Origin of the sequence: Enterococcus sp. RIT-PI-f (assembly GCF_001297065.1) — a bacterium.
GTDB lineage: Bacteria > Bacillota > Bacilli > Lactobacillales > Enterococcaceae > Enterococcus_D.
Genome location: NZ_LHOX01000011.1, coordinates 43,847 through 67,052 on the forward strand (window position 1 = coordinate 43,847; position 23,206 = coordinate 67,052).

Here is a 23,206-nt window from a genome sequence, read left to right on the forward strand (position 1 = left end):
ACTAGCAATTCCTTAACGTTCGTCATTACAGCGTTTTACTGACAACCATCTTGCGACTTCCCCATACACAATGTCTTTTTGTTTCTCATTTAAAATTTCATGTCGGCCATTTTCCAGCAAATACATCGTCACGTCAGCATTCCCTTCCAGTTGTTTTGCTAATTGTCGCACACTTTTCCCGTAATGCCCGACGGGATCTTGGTCGCCAGAGATCAAAAGCAATGGCAATCGAGGATCGATTTTACGGAGATTTTTTGACGCACTAGCAGTTTCCGTCAGCACAAATAAATCTCTATAAGCTGACAAAGAAAAATGAAATTGCGTATGAGGATCTCGTAAATAGGTATCTACTTGTGACACGTCACTAGATAACCAGTCTTTTTTTGTCCGATTCGGTCTGAAACGCTGATTGTGTTTGCCAAACACCATTTGATCCATCACACGATACGGCCAGTCTTGTTTTGCAAAGGGTCTCAACATTCGTGTCACGAATTGTCCACTCTTCATCAAGGCTGCTGGCTCCATCGTTGTACCCATAATGATTGCCCCGTTTAAAGGTTTCGGCTGTTGAAAAAGATAATTGCGCAAAATCAGGGATCCCATACTGTGACCTAAAATGAAATACGGACATCTAGGATATCTTTCAGCAGCTAATTGATGGATCAGGCCGCAATCCGCAACCAAGAAGTCCGCACCATCAACCTCTCCAAAATGGCCATACTTCTCTTTCACCTTGACCGTTTCACCATGACCTAAATGATCATGACCAATCACGACATACCCTAAAGAAACCAAGTAATGGGCAAAATCATCGTAACGGGCAATGTGTTCAATCATTCCATGAATCAGTTGTACCACAGCGATGGGTTCTTCTTCTGGGATCCAAGACAGGATATGCAATGTATCTTGTCCATTTGACGACTGGATAGACTCTCTTAAAGGATTCATTTGGCACCTCTTCCATCTTTGTATTGTATGTTGACTTTATTATACATAGTTTTCGCAGTGCGCAATAGGTCAATTGTTTTTTCACAAAAAAAGAAAACTGAGAATCCATATGATTCTCAGCTTTCTTCGACAAATACTATAAATTCGTCTCTATTTTATACGGCGTTGATTGATTTTTTTGATTGCCGCCAGATCAACTTTAGGTGCTCTTTGAGGATCTAATAGACCGTTGACTTCTTGCTCGACATCTGTCAGTTGGGTATAGCAATAGCCTGTGACATAAGGCAAATCTTGGATTGCTTGGTGGATGGCATCGAATCTTGCCATAAAGGCTGCATCATCTTTGACTTGGTTGCCGTACCCCCAATCTTCATCAGAGTCGGTCGTAAACGCGATTCCACCAAACTCAGAAATGATCACTGGTTGCCCATTATAGTGATAGCCATGGGCAAAAGCAAACCAATCGTTGTTGAACATTTGCTGGTTGGTAACGATCGCTTCTTTGTCTGCATAGCGCTGACTGAATCGCTCGCCTACTTCTTCATAATCATGTAATGTCAAAATATCAGAAACTGTATGCTCCCAGCCGTCATTCGTGATGACTGGTCGTTGACTATCGATTGCTTTGGTCAAGTGATAGATACTTTCTGTCAGTTGTTGCGGTTTCACCAACGAATGGATACCTTTGATGCCCCAAGACTCATTAAATGGCACCCAAGTAATGACAGAAGGATGATTATAATGCTGCCACACGATCGATGTCCATTCTTTTGTCAGATTCTGGATTGCTGTATCGTTGAAGGTATACGTCGAGGGCATTTCAACCCAAACCAACAACCCCATTTGATCGCATAAGTATAAGAAACGCTCATCTTCAATTTTCTGATGTTTTCTTAATCCGTTATACCCCATTTCAAGTATACGTGCTAAGTCAGTTTTCATTGCGTCGATCGAAGGCGGTGTGATGCCAGATTCCGGCCAGTAACCTTGATCCAGAATCAAGCGTTGATAAAGTTTTTCGTTGTTTAATAGAATCTGCCCTTCTTCGATCGCTATTTTGCGCATGCCGCAATAGCTATGGACTTCATCAATCACTTGCATGTTTTCATCAAGCAATCGGTATTCGATATCATATAAATCTGGATGATGCGGGTGCCATACTTTAGTCCCCCAACAAGCGTCTTCTCGAACTCTCGTATCCAACGCAATGGGCGCATTGTCATGCGTCAATGCAGTGATTGATTGACTGACTAATAACCCATCAAAAAGCAACTTGATTTCTAAAGACAGCTTTTCTTCCGATACTGTCCTGTAGCTTCCCCGATGCTTCACTTGCGGCTCAAAAATCATTTGATCCTGATCGAAAGCGGGCGTGACTTTCACACGATCTAAATACTGGGTCGGCGTATTTTCAAGCCAAACTGATTTCCAGATCCCAGTGGTCTGTACGTACCAGCAACCAAAATTATCTTTCAACCAGCGCTGTTTGCCACGTGGTTGATCTGTGGCCAATGAATCTTCTACCCGAAGAACCAAGCGATTGTCTCCATTACATAATTCACTGTCGACCAAAAATGAAAAGCGGCTATATGCACCTTGATTTCGGCCAATTTTTTGTCCATTGACCCAGACTTCTGTTACGTAGTCTACCCCTTCAAAATGAAGTGTTATTGGCTGATCGGCCTGTGCTTGAAAGGTTGTTTGATACCATAAAATTTGATGATGGTTCTCCTCATGAATGCCACTTGCCTCAGTTTCATATGTAAAAGGCACTTGAATCTTGTGTTGTGGCTCAAACCCTTGAAACCAATTGTTTCTTTTGCCTTTGTTTTCATCATCAAAAGCAAAATCCCATTTGCCATCAAGTGAAGCCCAATCCTTTCGGATAAATTGTGGGCGTGGATGTGTACTGCGATCGATTGTCATAAAGTTACTCCTCGTCTATTTGAATAATTTCCAAGCGGTCGACTTGCACTGTATCGACCCCAATTTCGGATGATAAGATGATTTCTTCGCTTCCTTCTACTAAGGAAAATCGTACTTGGATGGGCTGATAATACTGAGATGGCGGCACCAATAGTGTTTTTACCTCTTCTTTGCTGCCCATGTTGAATTGTATTGGCGCAGATAGCGTCAGATACTCAGGTGATTTGACATAAGCAATCACTGTATAATCACCGGTTTGATCAATTTTTGCTTGGAAAGTCAACCGATCATTTGTTGACTCAAAGCCAGAAACAATCTGCTTCGTAAGGGCAGTCTCATCGGCGATCGTTGTGAGATCTCCTGTTGCGACAGCATCTTTCGCTGCTAAACGTAATCGGCTTGGCTCACCAGCAGGCAACGTTTGTGTTTCTCCATCTCCCAGCGGCTGATCTATCACTAGTTTGCCCGCTTCATCCCACGTAAAAGACTGCAGCCGGATCGACCGCGCCCAACCAGAATGATCCCATCGGGCAGCATGATAAATCAACCAATCTTCTGTACCATCCTTTGATTTGGCAAATCCGTTATGACCAGGACCAAATACTGCGTCCGTCTGCTGAAAGATGGGTTCAGTTTCTTTTTGCCAATTGTCTTTGACCAATGGATCTGCATCGGTCGCCATTGTCAGCAAACCCAAGGCATAATCATTGTCCCAACTGCCGCTGCCAGAATAGACCAAATTGACAGTATTCTCTTTGATGATGACTTGCGGTGCCTCGTTGATCAAAGGTGTCTGCTTCATTTCCCACGCATACTCTGGTGCAGAAATCAGCTGCTTTTCTCCCTGAACTGACGTCGGTGAGGTCATTGCTGCGATATAAATATTTTGGGCCACATTTTCATATCCTGCCCAACCAGACCAAATGAAGTAGTTGGCGTCCCCTAACGTCAACACCGTTCCGTCAATGGCAAATGTGTCATCCATGCCATCCACAGCTTTCAACACCCATTCACCTGAGTAAGGATCTGTTTGATCATTGATGAGGGCATACATTCGATGGGTTTCTGAAGGTTTATTGGCGGCAAAATAGACGATCCATTGTCCTTCTATAAAATGGAGTTCAGGTGCCCAAATATTCTCAAGATCCGCCGGCATTTCCCAGATCACTTTTTCTTCGCCAGCAGCAACATCCGTCAACTGTTCTGAGCGCCAAAGTGTAAGATTATTGCCAGTGGTTTTCGTATAATAGTAGACATCATCTGTCTGCAAGATCCAAGGATCTGCACCATCATTGTCGATAATCGGTGTGAAATCTTCCACAACTGTCCTTTGGGTCGCAGCATGTCCGCAACCACTCAAAACCCACGCAGCGCCGCACATGCACAACCATACAAACCCTCTTTTCTTCATTCACTCTCTCCTTTTGTCCTTGTTTTGGACTAATCGACTTGAGGGGCGTGAAATTGGTCATTGATTTTTTTGATCGCCGCTAATGGTACTTTTGGCTGACGGTCATAGGTCAATAAGCCATTGATTTCTTGTTCAACATCAGTGATCTGCGTATAGCAATAACCCCAAAGACCGACCGATTGATAGACTGCAGTCATGATGCGTTGATAGTCTTTCAAGAAGTCTGTTTCATTGTCTGCAGAGGTATACCCCCATCCTGGTTGCCCAGACACATCAAAACCGATACCGCCAAACTCAGTCAATAAGATAGGTTGATCTTGATAAGCAAATCCTTTGGCAAACACAGGCCAGGCAGATGTCATTCTCGACACCAGATTTTCTCTTGTGCTTAGTGTTTTTTTGAAATAGTCATACTTCTCAGGTTCTTCTTTTGTACCATGGCTGTAATTATGCAGCGCGCATATATCCGTTTCAGTCATCGCCCAACCATCATTTGAGATGACCAAGCGCGTTGGATCTATCGAATGGATATAATGATACATGGCTTGCGAAAAATGTTGTTGTTGGCGATCATGGCCAATCGCCGGTACACCCCAGCTCTCATTGATTGGCACCCACGTCACGATCGAGGGGTGATTGCTGTCACGATCAATGATCTCCGTCCATTCATGCATCAAGCGAGAGACGGATCGTTCATTATAAATCGCTGGTGCTGCACATTCCCCCCAGACAAGAAAGCCTAACCGATCCGCCCAGTATAAAAAGCGTGGATCTTCGGTTTTCTGATGTTTGCGACAACCATTGAAGCCCATTTCTTTCGCCAGCAAGATGTCTTGTTGGAACGCTTCATCTGTTGGTGCAGTCAACAATCCGCTTGGCCAATAGCCTTGGTCTAACACCAATTTTTGATAATATGGCTTATTGTTTAAGTAAACCATCCCGTTTTCAGTATGGATTTTCCGCATACCAAAATAACTGTTCACCGTGTCGAGACATCTATCTTTTTGTTTGAGTGTAAATCGGATATCGAAAAGTTGAGGGTTCTCTGGCGTCCAGGACCAACCATTGTTATGAAAATTCGTCCTGAAAATATGTTCTTGAAACAATTCGACTTCGAAGACAACTTTTGCTTCAGTGAACACAGCAGTACCTGCTGCAATAGCAGTCTCTCCAAATGTAATCTCATAAGCCAAAGATAAATCACTGATCACCTGATTCACTTCAGCAGTGATGGCGATTTTCCCCGCATCAAATCGTGGAACTAACTTTGTTTTTTGCAAATAACTATCTTGGACCACTTCTAACCAGACAGTTTGCCAAATACCGGTAGAATTGGTGTACCAAATCGCTGCGGATTCCGCTTCCCAAAATTGTTTCCCGCGAGGTGTACTCTCATCATCGTGCCGATCGTAAGCACGAACCGCTACCCGCTGCGGACCACCGTCAAGCAACTGGTGCGTGATATCCACCTCGAATGATGTATGCCCACCGATATGATTTTTGACATGTTGTCCATTGATATAGATGTCCGCTTCATAGTCCACAGCACCAAAATGCAGCAACACTCGTTCGTGCTTGCTGTAAGACACCTCAAACTCCCGCATATACCACACAATATCATGTGGGGTACGATCACCAATGCCACTTTCCGCACTTTGGTAGACAAAAGGTACTTGGATGGTTTTCTGGTAATGAGATGGGTCGTCCTGCCATTTATTTTCCACACCTACATTTTGGTCATCGTACATAAATAACCATTCACCATTTAAGTTTGTCCACTTATCGCGGACAAATTGTGGTCTTGGATATTCTGTTCTGTTCATAATTACCTCCTCTTATGCCAGCTTTTTTTTCAATCGAATCGATTTATTTTTGGCAATCAACAAGACACCTGCGGTCATGCCTAAAATCAAACTAATAAAGTCCAAAATAAAATAAGAGAGCAAGCTCTGAATCATGATGTACATGCCCATCCTAAAATGGATTTGATCATCTTTGATATATTTTTTACTCAGTAGAATGTTGACGAGTCCCAAACCAATCAGCACAACGCCAAAACTACTGACAAACAAAAAGATATTGCCATATGTTGCATCTAACTGCTTCAAGTAAGTCACATTCCCACTATTGAATCCAAAGAGATTCAATTGGTTTCCTAACCCATAAAAAATGATCGTGATCAAGCCGTCAATGATTTGCCAAATCCCCATGATCAGCACCAAACGCTGTTCCATTTTTCTGCACATTGTCTTATCCTTTCACGCCAACCGATAAAGACATCGATTGCAAGAAGTATTTTTGGGCAAATAAGTATAGTAGAAACGTTGGAATAATGGCAATCAATGCGCCTGCCATCAAGAGCGTTGGTTGGGCTTGGTACATACCTTGCAACAACTGCAAGCCAGAAGTGATCGGCATTTTCTCGATATCATTAAACACAATTGATGGCCACAAGAAATCATTCCAAGAGCCCGTAAATGAGAATAAAGCAACAACAAGTAGTACTGGCTTGATCAATGGCAAGATGATTCGCATAAAAATGGTCAAGTCACCTGCACCATCAATTTGGGCAGCTTCATCAAAATCTTTGGGGATATTGTCCATAAATTGCTTGACTAAGAAAATATTGAAGACGCCAGCAGCGCCCGGAACGATCATGGCCAAAGGTGTGTTGACCCATCCAAAAATATCTACGATTTTATAGAGGGGAATCAAATTCACCACTGAAGGAAACATCATCGTTGCCAGTAAAAAAGAAAATAATACATTTTTGCCTCTAAATTGCAATCGGCTATAAGCGAAAGCCGAAAAGGAAACAACAACCAATACCAACAAGGTGTGGCTGACTGATATAAACATTGAATTCATGAACCACTTAACAAGCGGCGTACTGGTATTATTGACTAATAACTCGGTATAGTTGGTCAAGACCCATTCAATGGGTAAAATTTTAAAACCAGCAGTCATCAGCTCCATCTCTGACTTGAATGAAGTCAATACACCATACAATAAAGGCACGAGCCAAATCGCTGCCATGATGATAAGAAATATAAACGCAACAACTGATGAAATTGTTCTTTTTTTCATACGCTTGGACCTCCTTTATCTTTTAACACGTAGAAATTTGAATTGAATTGCAGAAACGATCATGATACATACCCCTAAGATCACTGCCATTGCTGAGGCAATCCCCGCAATCGATTGTCCTGATCCGAAGGCGTTCTGTTGAATATACATCAGCAATACCCGCGTCGAATTATTCGGTCCGCCACCAGTTAGCATCAAGGGCTGTCCATACACATTGAATTGTGCGATCGTCGTCATCACAACGGTATATAAGATTTGTCCGCGAATGGACGGCAACGTGATTTTAAAGAACTTTTGAACAGCAGTAGCGCCGTCGATATCCGCCGCTTCATAATAATCTTTTGGAATACCATTCAAGGCAGCTTGATAAATAATCATATTTCCGCCAATCGTCCACCATACAGTGACAACAACCAATGCAATCCACGCATATGGCTGCGTACCAGTCCAAGGTGTGGATGTGTTGAAGATTGAATTGATTGGGCCATAGTTCACGTTAAAAACCAATGTCCAAATGATGACGATGGCAGAAATGGCGAAAAGTGAAGGCATATAGAATATAGACTGAAATACTTTACTCAGAAACGGTTTGGTATTCAGTGCAGCTGCCAATAACAGCGGAACGATAATACAAAATGGCACCGCACAAAGAACAAAAATAAAGGTATTGGTCAAACCAGTCCTTAACTGGGTATAGAACGTCGAATCTACATTAAAGAACAATTCTTTGTAATTATCCAGACCGACAAATGTCGGCGCATTGAATAAATCCCAATCTGTGAAGGAAATATAAATCCCAAAAACAACTGGAATGAGAAAGAATATAGCAAAAATAATTAAATGGGGTGCGACAAATAGCCAGGCAGACCATTCTTTCGTTGTTGATTTCTTGACCGTCTTGGTTTTTTCCATCGACGTGATCATACATCATGCTCCCTTCTTGAAGAAAAACGGTATCAGCACAGAACCAAGCTGATACCGTTCATGTTTATTTGTTCGAACTATCTTTTGCTATCTTGTCTGCTACTTCTTTTTGCATACCAGACGTAAAGTCATCGATTTCTTGTTTGCCAAAAATCGTATCAAAGCCATGGGCATCTAAGTATTCTGCAACATATCCGTTGTATTTATAATCGAAGATGCTCAATGTTGCTTGTTGTTCTGGTGTTGAGATGAATATTGATTGCGGCATTTCTTGGTATTCTTCATCATTCAAAATATCTAATGAGGCAGGATTTTGACCAGCTTTCGCCCATTCAAGTGAATTCGTACGTAACCATTCTAAGAAATCCATGATGCCTTTTTCTTTTTCATCTGTACGTTCTTCACTGTTGAATCGTACAAATTGGTGCGAAGAAGCCCAGTTGACTGTTTCATTTAAATCATCAGATAACTGTGGTGAATTGGTCAATCCCCATTCAAATTCCGCGTCTTTCAAATTGTTTTGCAACCAGATACCTTCTGGGAAGAAAATCAATTTACCTGCAAGGAATAATTGTGTTGGATCTTCACCATCTTTTGTTGTCACACCTTCGTCATACATTTCTTTCCATAGGCCGATGGCATCTTTAGATGCTTGCGTATCTAAAGTTGGCTCTGTGCCATCTTCAGTCAACGCACCTCCGTATTGTTTCATCAACGATAAGAAATTTGGTTTGACCCAAGTAACAGCCATACCACGAACGTCATCTGCAGCTGCTTTTTCTCCGGCTGCTTTGATCTCATCAAATGTCAAAATATTGTCATCCAACGCACCTGGTGCATATTTTTCGACTAAATCTTTGTTGTAATAAGTTCCCCAACTGTGAATATCTAGCGGTACACTGTAGCGAGAGCCATCTAATTCTCCAAGGTTCCAAGCTTCAGCAACATAATTGTCAGCATTGATGTTTTCATAATCTCCCAGCAAATCATCATAACTTTCTAGCATCCCATTATCGTTGTATTGTTTGATCCGTTCCGCATGGACGATGGTTAAATCCGGGATATTCTTGCCTGAATTGACAACCGTTGGGATCTTTGCATACATATCCCCTTCTTTTAAGGACACATTTTTGATTTTATATTCTGGATCTGTTTTGTTATAGGCATCGATCATGGCCACCATATTTGACCCATCTGCCCCCGTAAATGGATTCCAAAACGTGATTTCGTTCTTGCTGCTTCCCGAACTGCTAGACGAATTGCCACAACCAACCAAGAGACCTGCACAGACACCCATCACCAACCACTTTGCCATCTTATTCGCTTTCATTGCCATCCTCCATTTTACCAATTAGTTAATTCGTTAATCTTTATACACGACTTATACTTTAACTAATTAGTATTAGTATTTTGTTGTTTCCGTTTACAAAAATTAAATTATCATCTATTGCAAGCGCTGTCAATGCTATGGTATATTAATTTAGTAAAAACAACTCATTGGTTAATGAACATAGAAATGTTACCTAAGACCCCTGCATTTAGTTTAACTTAAAAGTTAAGGAGATGAAGCAATGGAACTTGATTTAACGAAACACTCACTTGCTGTGTATGAAGCATTAGCGAGCGAAACACGGTTAAAAATGATTCACTTTATCGGCAGCGAAAAGAAAAGCATCAGTGAGATCGCCAAAGAATTACAGATCAGCAATGCGATCACCACCCGCCATGTACAGCAAATGGAAGATGCTGGGTTATTAGATTCGGAAAGAGGGATTGGCGCCAATCGCAATAAAAAAATGGTTTTTTTAAAAGTAGACGATATCCATATCACATTTCCCGAAAGAATCTACCAAGCCTTTAAGTTGCACTCAACTGATCTCAGCATTGGTCACTTCACTGATTTTTCCGTCAACCCAACCTGTGGTTTGGCAACAGTCAAAGAAGTGGTTGGCAAATCGGATGATCCTAAGTATTTCTTAGATTCCAATCGTGTCAACGCAGGGCTGTTGTGGTTTAGCGAAGGCTTTGTGGAGTACAAGATCCCAAACCTTTTGCAAGAGTCTGAAACAGCAGAATTGTTAGAAATCAGTCTTGAATTGGCGTCGGAATTCCCACTATCCAATAACATTTGGCCAAGTGATATTTCGATTTTTGTCAACGATGTCAAAGTAGCTATCTATACGGTTCCTGGAAACTTCTCAGACACCAGAGGTCGCTATACACCCCTTTGGTGGAATGATCGCTTTAGTCAATATGGCTTGCTCAAACACATTCGGATCAACAAACTAGACACCGGAATTGATGGTGAATCTTATTCAGAGGTCACGATCGATGATTTGCACCTGCATGATTCTCCCTTTATCAAGTTACGGTTGGAAATCGAAGAACATGCCAAGAACAAAGGCGGACTCACCTTATTTGGTAAAGGATTCGGGAATCATAATCAAAATATCCTTGTGAATGTTTATTATTTAGATAATTAATAAAAAGGATCACAGACCAATAATTTGGTCCGTGATCCTTTTTCTCTATGCACTTGCAAATATTCGCTCAATCAGCAACATCACTTGCCGCACTTCTTCGTTTTTCACGATTGGTTCTGCTTGATTACGCACGACATGGTAAAAGTTTTTGTAGAATGGATCGAAATCCGCTTCTGCCGTTGGGAATGGGACTTTCTCGGCTGCTAATTCGGATGGCGGTGCCATTGTTTTGGTCAAACCTACGCCTGCTTGCACTGGTTTTGGTGCGGCAACATCTTCTCGACCCGTTGCCCGAACCATTTCACCATTCAATGACCAATCCGTGATCGTTGCCGTGCCTTCTGTTCCTTTGATATACCAGCGTGGCAACTGTGTATAGTTGGACGTTCCGACTTCGACGATTGCTTTAACGCCATTTTCGAAGGTGATCAGACTGAAGAATCCATCATCGACTTCTTCACCTAAGACATAGCTTAAGTCTGCTTTAACATCCTTCACTGGACTATCCACCAACCACAACAGTTGATCTAGCAGATGCACGCCCCAATCTAACAGCATACCGCCACCTTGTTTTTTGACATGTCGCCAATCACCAGGGATACCGTTAGCACCTTGGACCCGTGATTCCAATTGGAACAAGTCCCCAATTTGTCCGTTGCGGTACAATTCTCGTACGATCAAGAAATCAGGGTCCCATCGTCGGTTTTGATGGACCATAAATGTATTGCCTGTTTCTTCTGCAACAGCCATGATTTCATCTAATTCCGCGACATTCAAAGCAACCGGTTTTTCACACACCACATGTTTGCCAGCCCGCAGTGCTGCGATCGATAAGTCTTTATGCAAGTCATTTGGTGTTGCGATCAGCAACGCTTCAATTTCTGCGTCTGCCAATACGTCTTCATAACTTTTATAGATTTTATGGCCTTTCTCTTGCGAAATAGCCTGCCGTTCTTCTGAAATATCGTACGTACCTACGATATGGATTCGTTCGTTTTCATTCGGCATAATATTGTGCACATGGTAAGCGCCCATGCCGCCATAGCCGATTACTGCAAAGTTGATTGCACTCATTTTTTGAACCACCTTTCCGTTCTTACGCCCACCACATAGATGAGGCTTCTTCGCGAATCATGATCGTTTTTAAATTACTGATCGCTCGTGTCAGCCCTTCATCGATGGACATGATTGGATCTTCATGTTCGATACTCAAGACATAGTCATACCCATAGATGCGCAGTGCAGAGATGATATCTGACCAGACTTGCAGGCTATGGCCGCATCCAACTGACCGGAATGTCCATGCCCGGGTTTTGACATTGCTGTATGGTTGCATATCTGTCAACCCATGCATATTGATGTTGTCTTGATCCAAATAGGTATCTTTGGCATGGAAGTGATGGATGGCATCTGCTTCCCCTAAGATTTTGACTGCGGCTACAGGATCGATGCCTTGCCACCATAAATGACTTGGGTCAAGATTGCAGCCAATCGCTTTACCGGCAGCATCTCGAAGTTTCAGCATTGTATAGGGTGTGTGGGCTAAGAATCCACCGTGCAATTCAATACCGATTTTGACACCGGCTGCCTCAGCTTCTTGGTTGATGCCTTTCCAATATGGAATTAGCTTTTGGTCCCACTGGTAATTGTAATTGTCGTCGTATTCAGTCGGCCATGGCAGGACTGGCCAGTTGACTTGTGTGTCTGTCGCATTCCCACCGGAGACGCCAGAAAAACCATTGACTACGGGTACTTGCATCAAGCTTGCTAGTTTGATCGTTTTGCGCAGCAATTCATCTGCTTCTTGGGCTTCATTTTTTAATGGCGAAATAGGATTGTTGTGACAACTTAATGCAGAAATCGATAATCCTTTGTCTGCTAACTTCGCTAAATATTCTTTGCGTGCAGCTTCGTTTTCTAGTAATCGATCGATATCTAGATGGGCATTCCCTGGAGAACCGCCAGTGCCGATTTCCACAGTTTGCAAGCCTTTTTTGGCTACTTCATCGATCATTTCTTCAAAGCTTAATTGGTTGAATAAAGGTGTAAATACGCCTAATTTCATTTGATTTCCTCCTCTAATGCTTGAAAGTGCCCGTAATAGGGATAGCTGTTTTCCGTTGGCGCACACCAACGGGCAGCATTTTTGATGACTTTTTGGACTTTCTCGTTATAATAGCTCGGGAATGTTTCATGTCCTGGTTGGAAATAGAAAATTTTGCCATTTCCACGTCGGAATGTGCACCCGCTGCGGAACACTTCGCCCCCTGGGAACCAGCTGACAAAAATCAGTTCATCTGGCGCAGGGATATCGAAATGTTCACCGTACATTTCTTCTTGTTCTAATTCAATATATTCTCCGACACCTTCCACGATTGGATGGCTTGGATTGACATTCCACACCCGGGCATGGCGGTCATCGACACGCCATTTCAAATCACAAGAAGTACCCATCAAGGTTTTGAATACTTTTGAGAAATGACCAGAATGTAAAACGATCAAGCCCATTCCTTCTAACACGCGCTGATGGACTCTTGCGACAATCGTGTCATCGACTTCATCGTGGGCCATATGTCCCCACCATATCAAGACATCTGTATCGGCTAATACTTGTTCCGTCAGCCCATGCTCTGGTTCATCTAATGTTGCTGTTCGCACTTCAAAGTCGTCCGCGCCCAAAAAAGCAGCGATTTGACCATGTATGCCTTCTGGATACATTTTTTGGACTGTTTCATCGGTTTTTTCATGACGAAATTCATTCCAGACTGTGACGTGAATCATTGGTGGACCTCCTCTACGATCTCTTTCAATTGTAAATAATCAATGGCAATTGCTTCTAACGGGCCATAGGCTTGGAACGCTTCTTGTTCAACGATCAACCATGGCAAATCAAGGGCTTTTGCTGCCTCCACATAGTCTTTGATTGGCAGGATACCTCGATTGATTTCGGTGCTTTCTTTTGGTTGTGCTTGCATATCTTTGATATGGACCAATCCAACTGTTTCTCGATGCGCCGTCAGCCACGGCAATACATCCACGTCGGCAAATGCCAACCAATACAGATCCGCTTCTAATCTTAAAGATGGGTTGTCTTTCAGCAACGTGTCGATCATGGATCGATCAGGAATTTCGGTAAATTCATGGGCGTGGTTATGATAATATAAAGCCATTCCTGCCGCTTGGACCTGTTGGGCAATGTCTTTCAGTGATTGGGCAAAATCCTGCCATTTTTCAACAGTATCAAAACTGGCATAAGGAATCACGATACGCGTGTTGCCAATTGCTTGTTCAAACGCCAATGTTTCTTGGATCTTATCAGGCAGCAACGCTTCATAGGGAATATGAGAAGCCGCTGCTTCAAGGGATAACTGAGTTAACAGCGCGGCAATTTCCGCCGCAGAGTGATCATAATAACCGGCAAATTCAACCCCGTCATAGCCTGCTTGTTTGACCGTTTGCAACGCTGCCGCAAAGTCTTCTTTACAGGCATCCTGGATGCTCCATAGTTGTACGCCAATTTTTGGTTTCGTCATGTCCGTTCCTCCCATGCGCTTCTATTCTCTAGCCCAAATAGACAGGTTCACCTGTATTTGATGATTTGTAGATAGCTTCTAAAATCTCGGTCACGACCATTGCTTCTTCTGGTTTTACGACCGGCTCTGTATCATTGATGATCGCTTGGATCCATGATTGGGCTTCTAGGATCTCAGGTGTTTCTCCAGTGCCTTCATAAAAATCAACGCCGCCAGTTTCTAATTCAATATTTTTTTCATAAAGTAAGCTATGGTCTTCGCCATTGATCGTCAAGCCATTGTTCATGTCTGCACCGGCTTTACTGCCAATCAGCGTTGTTTTGGCCTCTTTGACGTCCAAACTGTTCAAAGCCCAGCTTGCTTCAAGGAAAATCGTTGCCCCATTCTCCATCACAACAAAACCAAAGGCAGAATCTTCAACAGAGAATTTTTCTGGATCCCATGCGCCCCATGCATTGGCTGCATTTTTGGTTTGTGATAATTCATGATAGGCTTTGCCGACCACGAATTTTGGTTTGTAATTGTTCATCATCCACAAGGTCAAATCTAGGGCATGGGTACCAATATCGATCAACGGACCGCCGCCTTGGGCTTCTTCATCTAGAAAAACACCCCATGTCGGTACTGCACGACGACGAATCGCATGGGCTTTCCCGAAGTAAATGTTGCCTAGTTGGCCTTCTGAACAAACTTCATGCAAGTAGCGAGAATCTTTTCTGAATCGGTTTTGGTAGCCGATCGTTAATTTTTTGCCTGTACGATTCGCGGCTTCGATCATCGCCTTGGCTTCTTCAGTGGTTTTGGCCATTGGTTTTTCACACATCACATGGCAATCTGCTTCTAACGCAGCAATCGATAATTCTGCATGAGAGGCATTTGGTGTACACACATGAACCACATCAAGATCCGCTTGTGCCAACATCTCTTGATAGTCACTGAACACTTGTGCATCTTCTGTTCCGAAAACAGATTTTGCCTCCACTGCACGTTCAACGATCAAATCACAAAATGCCACCATTTCTACTTCTTCAACATGTGACAATGCAGGCATGTGCTTGCCATTCGCAATCCCACCACAACCAATGATTCCAACTTTAACTGTCATAACTTTCCTCCTGAAAACGCTTTTTATTTTCTATAAGCTTATTATAACGAACCCGAAAACGAACTTCTTCCCGCTTTCCATGGAAAAAATTCCCGAAATTTATCTTATGGAATTCTCACCAAATATGCCAGGACGTGCTTATTTCGGATTGGGAACAGGTGCCTTTTAGCGACAAAAAAACTTGCCGTGGATCCCAGCAAGTTGTGTATTATTCATTTAAATTCAGTTGTTTTTGGTACTGTAATGGCGATTGACCTACCGTTTCCTTGAAGACGTGATGGAAGGTTTTTACACTGGCAAATCCTGCTTTCTCTGCCACTTCTGCCATCGGTATTTTTTGATTGGCCAAGATAAATTTGGCCTGATTGATCCGATACTCCGTCAAAAATTGCATAAATGTTTTCCCAGTATTGGTCTTAAAAAAACGGGTAAAGTAATGGGGACTAAACCCAACATAGCGCGCAGTTTCTTCCATCGTCAGCACATCTTGATAATGTGATTCAATATACTCGAAGACTTGATTCAATCGTTGCAACGTTTCTTTGTACTGGGCAGCAGAACGCTTCAACGTACCATGGACTTTCTGACGTTTGGGTAAACTTTGATAACATTCTCCAATGATTTGATAGAGTAAGCCCATCATCAAATAACGCTTTCCTCGGACATTCTCTTCTTCTAGTTGATACAACTCAGTCAACAGACCTGTGATTTTCTCTGTAAAACTATCAGGCCATTCACGGCTATGTGGCTCGCCTTCTTCAAACAAACGTAAAAGAGACGTTTCAGATTCTCTTAATAAGGCTTCTTCAAATAGTTTCAAATCAAATTGGTAGACATAACGCTCACTTTCCGGTGATGCCAGAAAATAATGCGGCTGACCGCTGGCAAAAAGATACAAATCCCCTTCCCGCAGTTCAACGATCGTATCATCAACACCAATATTGACTGTGCCGCGCTTCGCATAAATAATCTCGATTTCTTTATGTACGTGGGGGTAAACGATCGTTAATCCATCATTTAAAAACGTGCGAAAACGAAATTCACTTTCAAATTCCGGAATTTCTAGATACATACTCATCGACTGACGGCTCCTTCTCAGCTATTCGTAGTCTATTATAATAGAAAATGAATAGAAGAGAAAACCTTTTCTGCAAGAGCATGGTTTCTACTGGCTTTTTGTGGTATCGTATTCAGAAAAAGGAGGCTTTTTATGAACTACTATGACCAACATTTGCACACCTTTTTATCCTTCGATTCCAATGAACAATTTGAACATTATTTGGCGTACCAGCCTGAATTTTTTGTAGCGACAGATCACTTTGATCTAAAAAATCCCTATTCGAATTTCCACGATGATATTCCTGATTATCAGCGTCTAGTCGAAAAGCATCAGCAATTGCAAGATACCACAAGCACACACTTGCTGAAAGGGATTGAGATTGGCGTAGTTCCCGGCCAAGAACAACAGATTCTCGACTATCTCCATGATCATCCCTATGATTTGAAACTGATCAGTATCCATCAAAACGGTACCTTTGATTATATGGATGATGCTGTCTTGAAAAAAGACAAATTCGACGTGGCAAAAATCTATTTTGAACAGATGTCAACCGTCCTCGACTCATTTCCTGAAGGCCATATCATGACCCATTTTGATTATGGATTGCGCCGTTTTGATTTCAGTCAAGAAGAATTGGCGCAGCATTTTGAAACTGAATTGACAACGATCTTCAAGAAAATCGTGGCGCGAGAATTGGCGATGGAGATCAATGCCAAAAGTTTTGGACCATACAAGAATGCCCATTTGTACGAGTATGCGATCCCTTTATATCAAAGCGTGGGGGGCAAACTCTTCACCCTTGGTTCTGACGCGCATGTAGCCAGTGATTATCGTCTGGATTTTGCTGCGATGAGCAAACTGCTGCGTTCTTTTGACGTGACAGAATTGGCTGTGTTTCAAGGGACGGAACGGATGATGACGGATTTGCCGGAAGCATAATGGCTATTTACAACAAAACGGATCTGCAGCAATCCTGCAGACCCGTTTTTCTTTTCGAACGCTGTTACTTCGCTTCCAACACTTCTTCTTTCGCGTGGATCAATTGCGTCAAAAAGTCACAATAAGGCGTCGGTACATCGTATTTCTTACCTTTGCGTGAAATGGCGCCATTGATATAATCGATTTCTGTTTTTCGGTGATTGTTGATCAAGTCTTGGTACATAGATGGATAATGCATGCCGATCCCTGCTGGATCATACGTTTCTTCAATATGCCGAACCACTTCTGGAATATCTAATTCGACCGCTTCATGTCGCGCAACAGCAGCGAATTCTGCAACGATCGTTTCAACCATTTTCCGAGCTGTTGAGGTACTGCCAAACTGGGCAATATTGACATCTAAAATCGAGCATAAGCCATTCAATGTCCCGTTGACGCAGGCTTTGCGATAGATCGAATAACGGATATTTTCTGAATATGCAGCATGTAGACCTGCAGCTGCCAAGACAGCCGCGACTTCCTTCGCTTCAGTTTCATACCCTGGTTTCAAATTCTGCAATTCTACTGAGCCTTCTCCAAATAAGCGCACTTGACCAGGGCCAATCAAATCTGCCGTCCAAATGGTGTTCCCTAGAAAAATTTTGTCAGCAGTTACATATTTTTCAATCGTATCTTCATGGCCGATGCCATTTAGAAGGCAAAGCATCTTCGTTTCTTCACCGATCATCGGCTGGATCGTTTGCATCATTTGATCCAATTGCATCGCCTTAGTAAATACCAAAATCAAATCTGCTTGTGTGTCTGAGGGGATTTCCTGTTGCGCATAGATTGGAAATGGAATGGCGATTTCTTCTCCATTCAAATTGGCTCTCAACCCATGTGCCCGAATCGCTTCGATATGCGCCGGCCAACCATCGATCAACGTCACTTCGTTGCCGCCTCTTTTCAACATGATCGCAAAGCGACTACCCATCGCACCAGCACCAGCAATAACAATTTTCATCTATCTTCCTCTTTCCTATCTGACAATTAGGTATAGTTTACTCTAAATTGCCCAAATATGCGAGAGGCTTGCGTTTCAAGCAAGAAAATTTAAGAAAAAGCGAATTGGAATAGTTTGATTTTTCTGATAATTAAAGAACGTACAATACTCCTTACAGTACGCTCTGCCTCGTGTAAACGGTTGACCGCTTGCAACCACAAATAAATACTTGCTAGCCGACACGGTCATCACCGTCCAACTAACAAGTATTTCACTCCCTATCTTTTCACGCCAAACTACTTATGCGTGCATAGCTTCTACCGCAAAATTCGCCAATAAACGTTCCTTGTCGGCTTCGGAAATGCCATGTTTTTCAACATAGCGGTTGTGTTCGTGCGTGGCACAATCATAGCTGCAGGCACCTAAATGCACAGCTTGATTCTCTTCTGACGTCAAGAATTGACGGTTACATTCAGGATTGGCACAGTTCACGTAACGTTCACATGGTGTCCCATCAAACCAATCACGGCCAATCACTTGTTTGTCTACGTGATTGATTTCCACACTGATGCGTTCATCAAAGACATACATTTTGCCATCCCACAATTCTCCTTGTACTTCTGGATCATTGCCATAGGCAAAAATGCCGCCATGCAATTGGGCAACATCTTCAAAGCCTTCCCGCATGAGCCAACCTGAGAATTTTTCACAGCGAATACCACCGGTACAATATGTGACCACTTTTTTGTCCATAAACTGTTCCTTGTTGTCGATGATCCATTGCGGCAATTCACGGAAACTGCGAATGTCTGGGCGAACCGCACCACGAAAATGACCCAAATCATATTCATAATCATTTCGGGCATCGATCACAACTGTATCTTCATCCAACAATGCTTCTTTGAACGCTTTCGGGTCTAAATATTTCCCAGTCATTTCTAATGGATCGATATCATCTTCAAGATTCAATGAAACCAATTCTTTTCTTGGACGGACGAAGATTTTCTTGAAGGCGTGGTCTGCCACTTCATCGACCTTATAAAAAATGCCTTGGAAACGAGGATCAGCTTCCATCATTTCCCGATAGGCATCTGTCGCTTCGACCGTTCCTGAAAGCGTGCCGTTGATACCTTCTTTTGCGACTAAAATACGACCTTTGATGTCGTTTTCTTTACAAAATGCTAAATGCTCCTTTGCGAAGCTTTCTGGATCTTCGATAGTTGTATATTTGTAAAACAATAAGACACGGTAACTCACAATAATTCCTCCTTTTTTTGCACACTACAGTATAGGTTATCTCGTGACAAAAAACGAGTTTTATGCTTGTACCTTTTCACACAATTTCGCCAGTTGCTGCGACATTGCTCACTGCAGCGATGTGACGAAAAATGCTGTGACTTGATCCATTGTTTCACCGCGAACCAAATGCCGTTCTTCTCGGGAGATAAACTGTAGGTTGGCATCAGGATTTGCCTCTACGAAAGCTTCTACATCTTGATAGGGGATCTTTTCATCTTGAGTCCCATGCCAAAACAACAACGGTCGCTGACCTAATTTTTCTGGTTGGGATTGTAAATCATAGTCGTCCATCCAACCCAATAGCTTCGCATAATCGTCTGGCACAAAAAAGCCAGCTGCGCCTGCATGGGTTTGGATGCGCGCCCGATAGCTGATCATGGAAGGAGAACCCATGATACAGGCAGCCGCAGTGATTTCAGGATGTTGGCACAAAAGACCGCAAGTGGTCATGCCCCCCATCGAAACGCCGCCGACTGCGATTTGTCCATTGACTAAACCTAAATTTTCAAAGAAATCTACTAAGTATGCAAACTCGAACAAGTTCGTTTGAATACTTTGCCAAAACGTTAGGGACGGAATTTCCGATAAAGCAGTTTTTCTTTCGCCATGGTTGGCGGCGTCTGGTAAAATCACTCGAAAGTTGGCGCGTGCTAGCTTTCTCCCTTGGGTCAAAACCAACTCTTTGCTGGTTTGCCAGCCGTGATAATAAATGATCAGTGGTAACGGTTCATAGATCAACGCCTCCGGTACCACTTCTAACACAGGAATATTGCCGATTTTTCTTTTGCGTACTGCTACTTTCATTTTCTCCACCTCTTTCTAAGTATACGAAATGTCCAGCTTTCTGCAAAGCAAGTTCCCTTTGTACGCCCCTAGTCAGCCTATCATGAAAAAGACCATGCCAGCTATGGCATGGTCTTCGCTTTCCTATGCGTGTAAAACTGCTTCTCTTGCCAATGCCAGACAGCCTAATGTTCCCGCATTGTCTTCTAGTGCTGGCGTAACGATGTATTTATCTAAAGCCGGCGTTTCTACATAGCCATTGATCAGTTTTTGAAATGCTTGATGGACGTTTTCCAGCATATGCCGCTGTTTCATGACGCCGCCGCCAAATATGATCACATCTGGTGAGAGCATCAATGTCGTATTATAGGCACATTGGGCAATATAGCTGGCTTCAATGGCCCAGTATGGATCATCCTCTGACACATCTTGGCCTTTTTTGCCTAATCGTTTTTCAATTGCTGGTCCTGCAGCCATGCCTTCTAAACAATTGCCATGGAACGGACAACTGCCTTTGAAATCATCATCAGGATGAGGCACGACCAAAGCATGACCCATCTCAGGATGGCTGAACCCTTCAACAAAACGGCCATCTTGCAACGCACCACCGCCCACGCCGGTACCTATCGTATAATAGACAACACTGCGACGGCCTTTGCCATTGCCAAAAACATATTCCCCGTAAGCTGCCGCATTGACATCTGTTGTCCATGAAATCGGTATAGGAAATGCTTTTTTCATCGTGCCGATAAAGTCAAAATTCTGCCATGCCAACTTTGGCGTTGACGTAATATAGCCATAAGTTGGTGACTCATGATGGATATCGATTGGTCCAAAAGAACCAATCCCGATGCCCGCCAACTGGTCTTGATATTGTTTAAAAAAGTCAATCACCAACGCCATCGTTTCATCAGGTGTTGTGGTAGGGAAACTAACCCGTTCTTTGATCGTCATTTCTTCATCGCCAATGCCGCAAACAAATTTCGTGCCGCCGGCTTCGATCGAACCGTATAACATGTGCTCCACTTCTTTCTTTGGTTGATACTTCATTTTAACTAACTTTTATTGGAAATACTAGGCAATCGACAAAACTTATCCCATGAATAAACCCTATGACCATAAGATTCTAACCGGTTTCACTTTCACTTGTCTATTTTTCCCTCACGGACAAAAAAAAGACCTGCATCCTGCAGATCTTTCTCTGTTAAGAACTCGCTGAACTTGCTGCATTGTCATCTGCTTTGACACGATCAATGGCGACAACCAAAGAAATGATCAAATCGTCCATATCTTCTTCATAAATCACGACTTCGTAAGTATCTCCCCATGAGATCCATTTTTTGTGGATCTCAGCGACTCGTTTGCCATGGCGGTTGACAACAAAGTCCATATCCCACCAGTTGCCATCAACACTGATCCCTTCTGCATCAATGTCGTATTTTGCTCTGAAAAAAGTCAATTGTTTAGATAAGACAATGGCTTCTTTGCCATGGACTTCAACAAAAAACTTTGGCAGCAAACTAAAGACTTTCTTGGTGATCTCTGCCACTGGTTGTCGTTGTTCATCTAAAATCTTAAAACGCTTAGGAATTTGCATAAAACTGCCTTCCACATAGTAACGGGGATTTTGTTGCTCATCCATGACAGTAAATTTTTCACCAATACTAAATACCTTTTGCTTGATATAGAGTTTTTTCATCTGTTAGACTCCTTTTTCTTTGACATCTCCGGTATTGATCACTGGTTGCGTGCCTTTATCGGTAATGATCGATACCAGTAAATTATTGATCAGTTGCACTTTACGGTCATCTGTAAAATTGATGTCTTGGCCATCTTCGATCTGTTCTAAAGCCATTTGTGTCATTGAAACGGCCCCTTCAACAATGATTTGGCGGGCGGAAAGAATCGCTTTGGCTTGTTGTCGTTGCAGCATTGCACTGGCAATTTCTGTCGCATATGCCAAATGATTCAAGCGCGTTTCGATCACTTCAACACCAGCAACAGCTAACCGTTCTTGCAACTCTTTGGCTAATTCGGCTGACACTTCATTGGTATTCCCACGTAGGGTGATGTCGTCATCATTGAATGTGTCATATGGATATTGACTGGCAATATGGCGAACTGCCGTTTCACTTTGAATCTCAATAAAGTTTTGGTAGTAGTCAACGTCGAACAGTGCTTTTGCGGTATCAACGACTTTGAACACGACCACCGCCGATATCTCGATTGGATTGCCATCAGAGTCATTGACCTTTAATAAAGAACTATTAAAGTTGCGGACTTTCAATGATACATTGATCTTTTGTGTCAATGGTGTGGTCACGAACAAACCATTGGCTTTGATCGTGCCTAAATATTGACCAAAAAACAAAATCGCTTTGGCTTGATTCGGTTGCACGATGGTCAGTGAGCTGAGGAATAAAAAAGAAATGATCCACAAAACCACACCGATGATGATCTCAAATGCGCGTTCATTGACCGCACCGTCATAAAACATATAGGCACCACCGATCAACAACCCAATCAAAACCACCAATGCCAAATACCCATTCACATGAAACGTTTGTTTTTCTTTCATTTTGTTCCTCCTTTGTCTTATTCTCTCCATCTTACCGCGGTTGTTTCAAGTCTGCAAATGTTCTTACGCATTTTTTTAACAGGACCAATCGTCCTATTTTGATTTTGACCCATTTCCCGTTACAATTAAAGGAGCAACCAATTTAGTC

Annotated in this window: 22 protein-coding genes; 2 read left to right on the plus strand and 20 right to left on the minus strand. The window is 42.7% G+C overall.

Annotation, left to right across the window (positions count from 1 at the left end):
- Window positions 1-12: 12 nt before the first annotated feature.
- The 8 genes from AEQ18_RS03945 to AEQ18_RS03980 all read right to left on the minus strand — a co-directional run bounded on the left by AEQ18_RS03945 (window position 13) and on the right by AEQ18_RS03980 (window position 9,626).
- Window positions 13-948, minus strand: a complete 936-nt coding sequence (locus AEQ18_RS03945; protein ID WP_054115067.1) for an alpha/beta fold hydrolase — start codon at window positions 946-948, stop codon at window positions 13-15.
- A gap of 150 nt (window positions 949-1,098) precedes the next feature.
- Window positions 1,099-2,874 (minus strand): glycoside hydrolase family 2 protein, encoded by a 1,776-nt coding sequence (locus AEQ18_RS03950; protein WP_054115068.1) that lies wholly within the window; start codon window positions 2,872-2,874, stop codon window positions 1,099-1,101.
- Window positions 2,875-2,878: 4 nt separating this feature from the next.
- Window positions 2,879-4,285, minus strand: a complete 1,407-nt coding sequence (locus tag AEQ18_RS03955; RefSeq protein ID WP_054115069.1) for a glycoside hydrolase family 43 protein — start codon at window positions 4,283-4,285, stop codon at window positions 2,879-2,881.
- A gap of 29 nt (window positions 4,286-4,314) precedes the next feature.
- A complete protein-coding gene (locus AEQ18_RS03960; protein WP_054115070.1) occupies window positions 4,315-6,108 on the minus strand; it encodes a glycoside hydrolase family 2 protein in 1,794 nt (597 codons plus the stop codon).
- A 12-nt stretch (window positions 6,109-6,120) separates the two neighbouring features.
- The gene (locus tag AEQ18_RS03965) at window positions 6,121-6,531 is read right to left on the minus strand and encodes a hypothetical protein (RefSeq protein WP_054115071.1); all 411 of its coding nucleotides are present in this window, start codon (window positions 6,529-6,531) and stop codon (window positions 6,121-6,123) included.
- 4 nt (window positions 6,532-6,535) lie between these two features.
- Entirely contained in the window at window positions 6,536-7,372 is an 837-nt protein-coding gene (locus tag AEQ18_RS03970) for a carbohydrate ABC transporter permease (protein WP_054115072.1), read from the minus strand.
- Between the two features lie 15 nt (window positions 7,373-7,387).
- The gene (locus AEQ18_RS03975) at window positions 7,388-8,296 is read right to left on the minus strand and encodes a carbohydrate ABC transporter permease (RefSeq protein ID WP_082348596.1); all 909 of its coding nucleotides are present in this window, start codon (window positions 8,294-8,296) and stop codon (window positions 7,388-7,390) included.
- 64 nt (window positions 8,297-8,360) lie between these two features.
- The gene (locus tag AEQ18_RS03980) at window positions 8,361-9,626 is read right to left on the minus strand and encodes an extracellular solute-binding protein (protein WP_152911878.1); all 1,266 of its coding nucleotides are present in this window, start codon (window positions 9,624-9,626) and stop codon (window positions 8,361-8,363) included.
- Window positions 9,627-9,867: 241 nt separating this feature from the next.
- Between AEQ18_RS03980 and AEQ18_RS03985 the strand changes: the two genes are divergently transcribed.
- Entirely contained in the window at window positions 9,868-10,779 is a 912-nt protein-coding gene (locus AEQ18_RS03985; protein WP_054115074.1) for an ArsR/SmtB family transcription factor, read from the plus strand.
- Window positions 10,780-10,824: 45 nt separating this feature from the next.
- Here the strand turns inward: AEQ18_RS03985 and AEQ18_RS03990 are convergent, their stop codons facing one another.
- The 6 genes from AEQ18_RS03990 to AEQ18_RS04015 form a co-directional block, all read right to left on the minus strand.
- Window positions 10,825-11,853 carry a Gfo/Idh/MocA family protein gene (locus tag AEQ18_RS03990; RefSeq protein ID WP_054115075.1) on the minus strand — a complete coding sequence of 343 codons (1,029 nt, stop codon included), beginning with the start codon at window positions 11,851-11,853 and terminating at the stop codon, window positions 10,825-10,827.
- Between the two features lie 22 nt (window positions 11,854-11,875).
- On the minus strand, window positions 11,876-12,844 hold the full coding sequence (locus tag AEQ18_RS03995) for a sugar phosphate isomerase/epimerase family protein (RefSeq protein ID WP_054115076.1): 969 nt from the start codon (window positions 12,842-12,844) through the stop codon (window positions 11,876-11,878).
- Entirely contained in the window at window positions 12,841-13,560 is a 720-nt protein-coding gene (locus AEQ18_RS04000) for a ThuA domain-containing protein (protein ID WP_054115077.1), read from the minus strand. Before AEQ18_RS04000 ends, AEQ18_RS03995 begins: the two co-directional genes overlap by 4 nt.
- Window positions 13,557-14,312 carry a sugar phosphate isomerase/epimerase family protein gene (locus AEQ18_RS04005; protein ID WP_054115078.1) on the minus strand — a complete coding sequence of 252 codons (756 nt, stop codon included), beginning with the start codon at window positions 14,310-14,312 and terminating at the stop codon, window positions 13,557-13,559. The genes AEQ18_RS04000 and AEQ18_RS04005 overlap by 4 nt, the downstream gene beginning before the upstream one ends.
- A gap of 28 nt (window positions 14,313-14,340) precedes the next feature.
- Window positions 14,341-15,417 carry a Gfo/Idh/MocA family protein gene (locus AEQ18_RS04010; RefSeq protein ID WP_054115079.1) on the minus strand — a complete coding sequence of 359 codons (1,077 nt, stop codon included), beginning with the start codon at window positions 15,415-15,417 and terminating at the stop codon, window positions 14,341-14,343.
- Between the two features lie 208 nt (window positions 15,418-15,625).
- Complete coding sequence (locus AEQ18_RS04015; RefSeq protein ID WP_054115080.1) at window positions 15,626-16,495, minus strand: AraC family transcriptional regulator; 870 nt, start codon at window positions 16,493-16,495, stop codon at window positions 15,626-15,628.
- Window positions 16,496-16,627: 132 nt separating this feature from the next.
- On the opposite strand from AEQ18_RS04015, the gene AEQ18_RS04020 reads away from it, so the two are divergent.
- Window positions 16,628-17,416, plus strand: a complete 789-nt coding sequence (locus AEQ18_RS04020) for a PHP domain-containing protein (RefSeq protein WP_054115081.1) — start codon at window positions 16,628-16,630, stop codon at window positions 17,414-17,416.
- Window positions 17,417-17,480: 64 nt separating this feature from the next.
- Here the strand turns inward: AEQ18_RS04020 and AEQ18_RS04025 are convergent, their stop codons facing one another.
- The 6 genes from AEQ18_RS04025 to AEQ18_RS04050 form a co-directional block, all read right to left on the minus strand.
- On the minus strand, window positions 17,481-18,419 hold the full coding sequence (locus tag AEQ18_RS04025) for a 2-dehydropantoate 2-reductase (RefSeq protein WP_054115082.1): 939 nt from the start codon (window positions 18,417-18,419) through the stop codon (window positions 17,481-17,483).
- Between the two features lie 279 nt (window positions 18,420-18,698).
- Window positions 18,699-19,655 carry an oxygen-dependent tRNA uridine(34) hydroxylase TrhO gene (gene trhO, locus AEQ18_RS04030; RefSeq protein WP_054115083.1) on the minus strand — a complete coding sequence of 319 codons (957 nt, stop codon included), beginning with the start codon at window positions 19,653-19,655 and terminating at the stop codon, window positions 18,699-18,701.
- 108 nt (window positions 19,656-19,763) lie between these two features.
- On the minus strand, window positions 19,764-20,501 hold the full coding sequence (locus AEQ18_RS04035; protein ID WP_054115084.1) for an alpha/beta fold hydrolase: 738 nt from the start codon (window positions 20,499-20,501) through the stop codon (window positions 19,764-19,766).
- Between the two features lie 123 nt (window positions 20,502-20,624).
- On the minus strand, window positions 20,625-21,497 hold the full coding sequence (gene scrK, locus AEQ18_RS04040; protein ID WP_054115085.1) for a fructokinase ScrK: 873 nt from the start codon (window positions 21,495-21,497) through the stop codon (window positions 20,625-20,627).
- Window positions 21,498-21,684: 187 nt separating this feature from the next.
- Entirely contained in the window at window positions 21,685-22,179 is a 495-nt protein-coding gene (locus tag AEQ18_RS04045; protein ID WP_054115086.1) for an LURP-one-related/scramblase family protein, read from the minus strand.
- A 3-nt stretch (window positions 22,180-22,182) separates the two neighbouring features.
- The gene (locus AEQ18_RS04050; RefSeq protein ID WP_054115087.1) at window positions 22,183-23,058 is read right to left on the minus strand and encodes an SPFH domain-containing protein; all 876 of its coding nucleotides are present in this window, start codon (window positions 23,056-23,058) and stop codon (window positions 22,183-22,185) included.
- Window positions 23,059-23,206: the final 148 nt, after the last annotated feature.

Bases quoted from the DNA above. Each gene is read 5' to 3' on its own strand.
- AEQ18_RS03945 (WP_054115067.1), bottom strand. From the start codon at position 948: ATGAATCCTTTAAGAGAGTCTATCCAGTCGTCAAATGGACAAGATACA.
- AEQ18_RS03950 (WP_054115068.1), bottom strand. From the start codon at position 2,874: ATGACAATCGATCGCAGTACACATCCACGCCCACAATTTATCCGAAAG.
- AEQ18_RS03955 (WP_054115069.1), bottom strand. From the start codon at position 4,285: ATGAAGAAAAGAGGGTTTGTATGGTTGTGCATGTGCGGCGCTGCGTGG.
- AEQ18_RS03960 (WP_054115070.1), bottom strand. From the start codon at position 6,108: ATGAACAGAACAGAATATCCAAGACCACAATTTGTCCGCGATAAGTGG.
- AEQ18_RS03965 (WP_054115071.1), bottom strand. From the start codon at position 6,531: ATGTGCAGAAAAATGGAACAGCGTTTGGTGCTGATCATGGGGATTTGG.
- AEQ18_RS03970 (WP_054115072.1), bottom strand. From the start codon at position 7,372: ATGAAAAAAAGAACAATTTCATCAGTTGTTGCGTTTATATTTCTTATC.
- AEQ18_RS03975 (WP_082348596.1), bottom strand. From the start codon at position 8,296: ATGATCACGTCGATGGAAAAAACCAAGACGGTCAAGAAATCAACAACG.
- AEQ18_RS03980 (WP_152911878.1), bottom strand. From the start codon at position 9,626: ATGAAAGCGAATAAGATGGCAAAGTGGTTGGTGATGGGTGTCTGTGCA.
- AEQ18_RS03985 (WP_054115074.1), top strand. From the start codon at position 9,868: ATGGAACTTGATTTAACGAAACACTCACTTGCTGTGTATGAAGCATTA.
- AEQ18_RS03990 (WP_054115075.1), bottom strand. From the start codon at position 11,853: ATGAGTGCAATCAACTTTGCAGTAATCGGCTATGGCGGCATGGGCGCT.
- AEQ18_RS03995 (WP_054115076.1), bottom strand. From the start codon at position 12,844: ATGAAATTAGGCGTATTTACACCTTTATTCAACCAATTAAGCTTTGAA.
- AEQ18_RS04000 (WP_054115077.1), bottom strand. From the start codon at position 13,560: ATGATTCACGTCACAGTCTGGAATGAATTTCGTCATGAAAAAACCGAT.
- AEQ18_RS04005 (WP_054115078.1), bottom strand. From the start codon at position 14,312: ATGACGAAACCAAAAATTGGCGTACAACTATGGAGCATCCAGGATGCC.
- AEQ18_RS04010 (WP_054115079.1), bottom strand. From the start codon at position 15,417: ATGACAGTTAAAGTTGGAATCATTGGTTGTGGTGGGATTGCGAATGGC.
- AEQ18_RS04015 (WP_054115080.1), bottom strand. From the start codon at position 16,495: ATGAGTATGTATCTAGAAATTCCGGAATTTGAAAGTGAATTTCGTTTT.
- AEQ18_RS04020 (WP_054115081.1), top strand. From the start codon at position 16,628: ATGAACTACTATGACCAACATTTGCACACCTTTTTATCCTTCGATTCC.
- AEQ18_RS04025 (WP_054115082.1), bottom strand. From the start codon at position 18,419: ATGAAAATTGTTATTGCTGGTGCTGGTGCGATGGGTAGTCGCTTTGCG.
- AEQ18_RS04035 (WP_054115084.1), bottom strand. From the start codon at position 20,501: ATGAAAGTAGCAGTACGCAAAAGAAAAATCGGCAATATTCCTGTGTTA.
- scrK (WP_054115085.1), bottom strand. From the start codon at position 21,497: ATGTTATACGGTTCGATCGAAGCCGGCGGCACGAAATTTGTTTGCGGC.
- AEQ18_RS04045 (WP_054115086.1), bottom strand. From the start codon at position 22,179: ATGAAAAAACTCTATATCAAGCAAAAGGTATTTAGTATTGGTGAAAAA.
- AEQ18_RS04050 (WP_054115087.1), bottom strand. From the start codon at position 23,058: ATGAAAGAAAAACAAACGTTTCATGTGAATGGGTATTTGGCATTGGTG.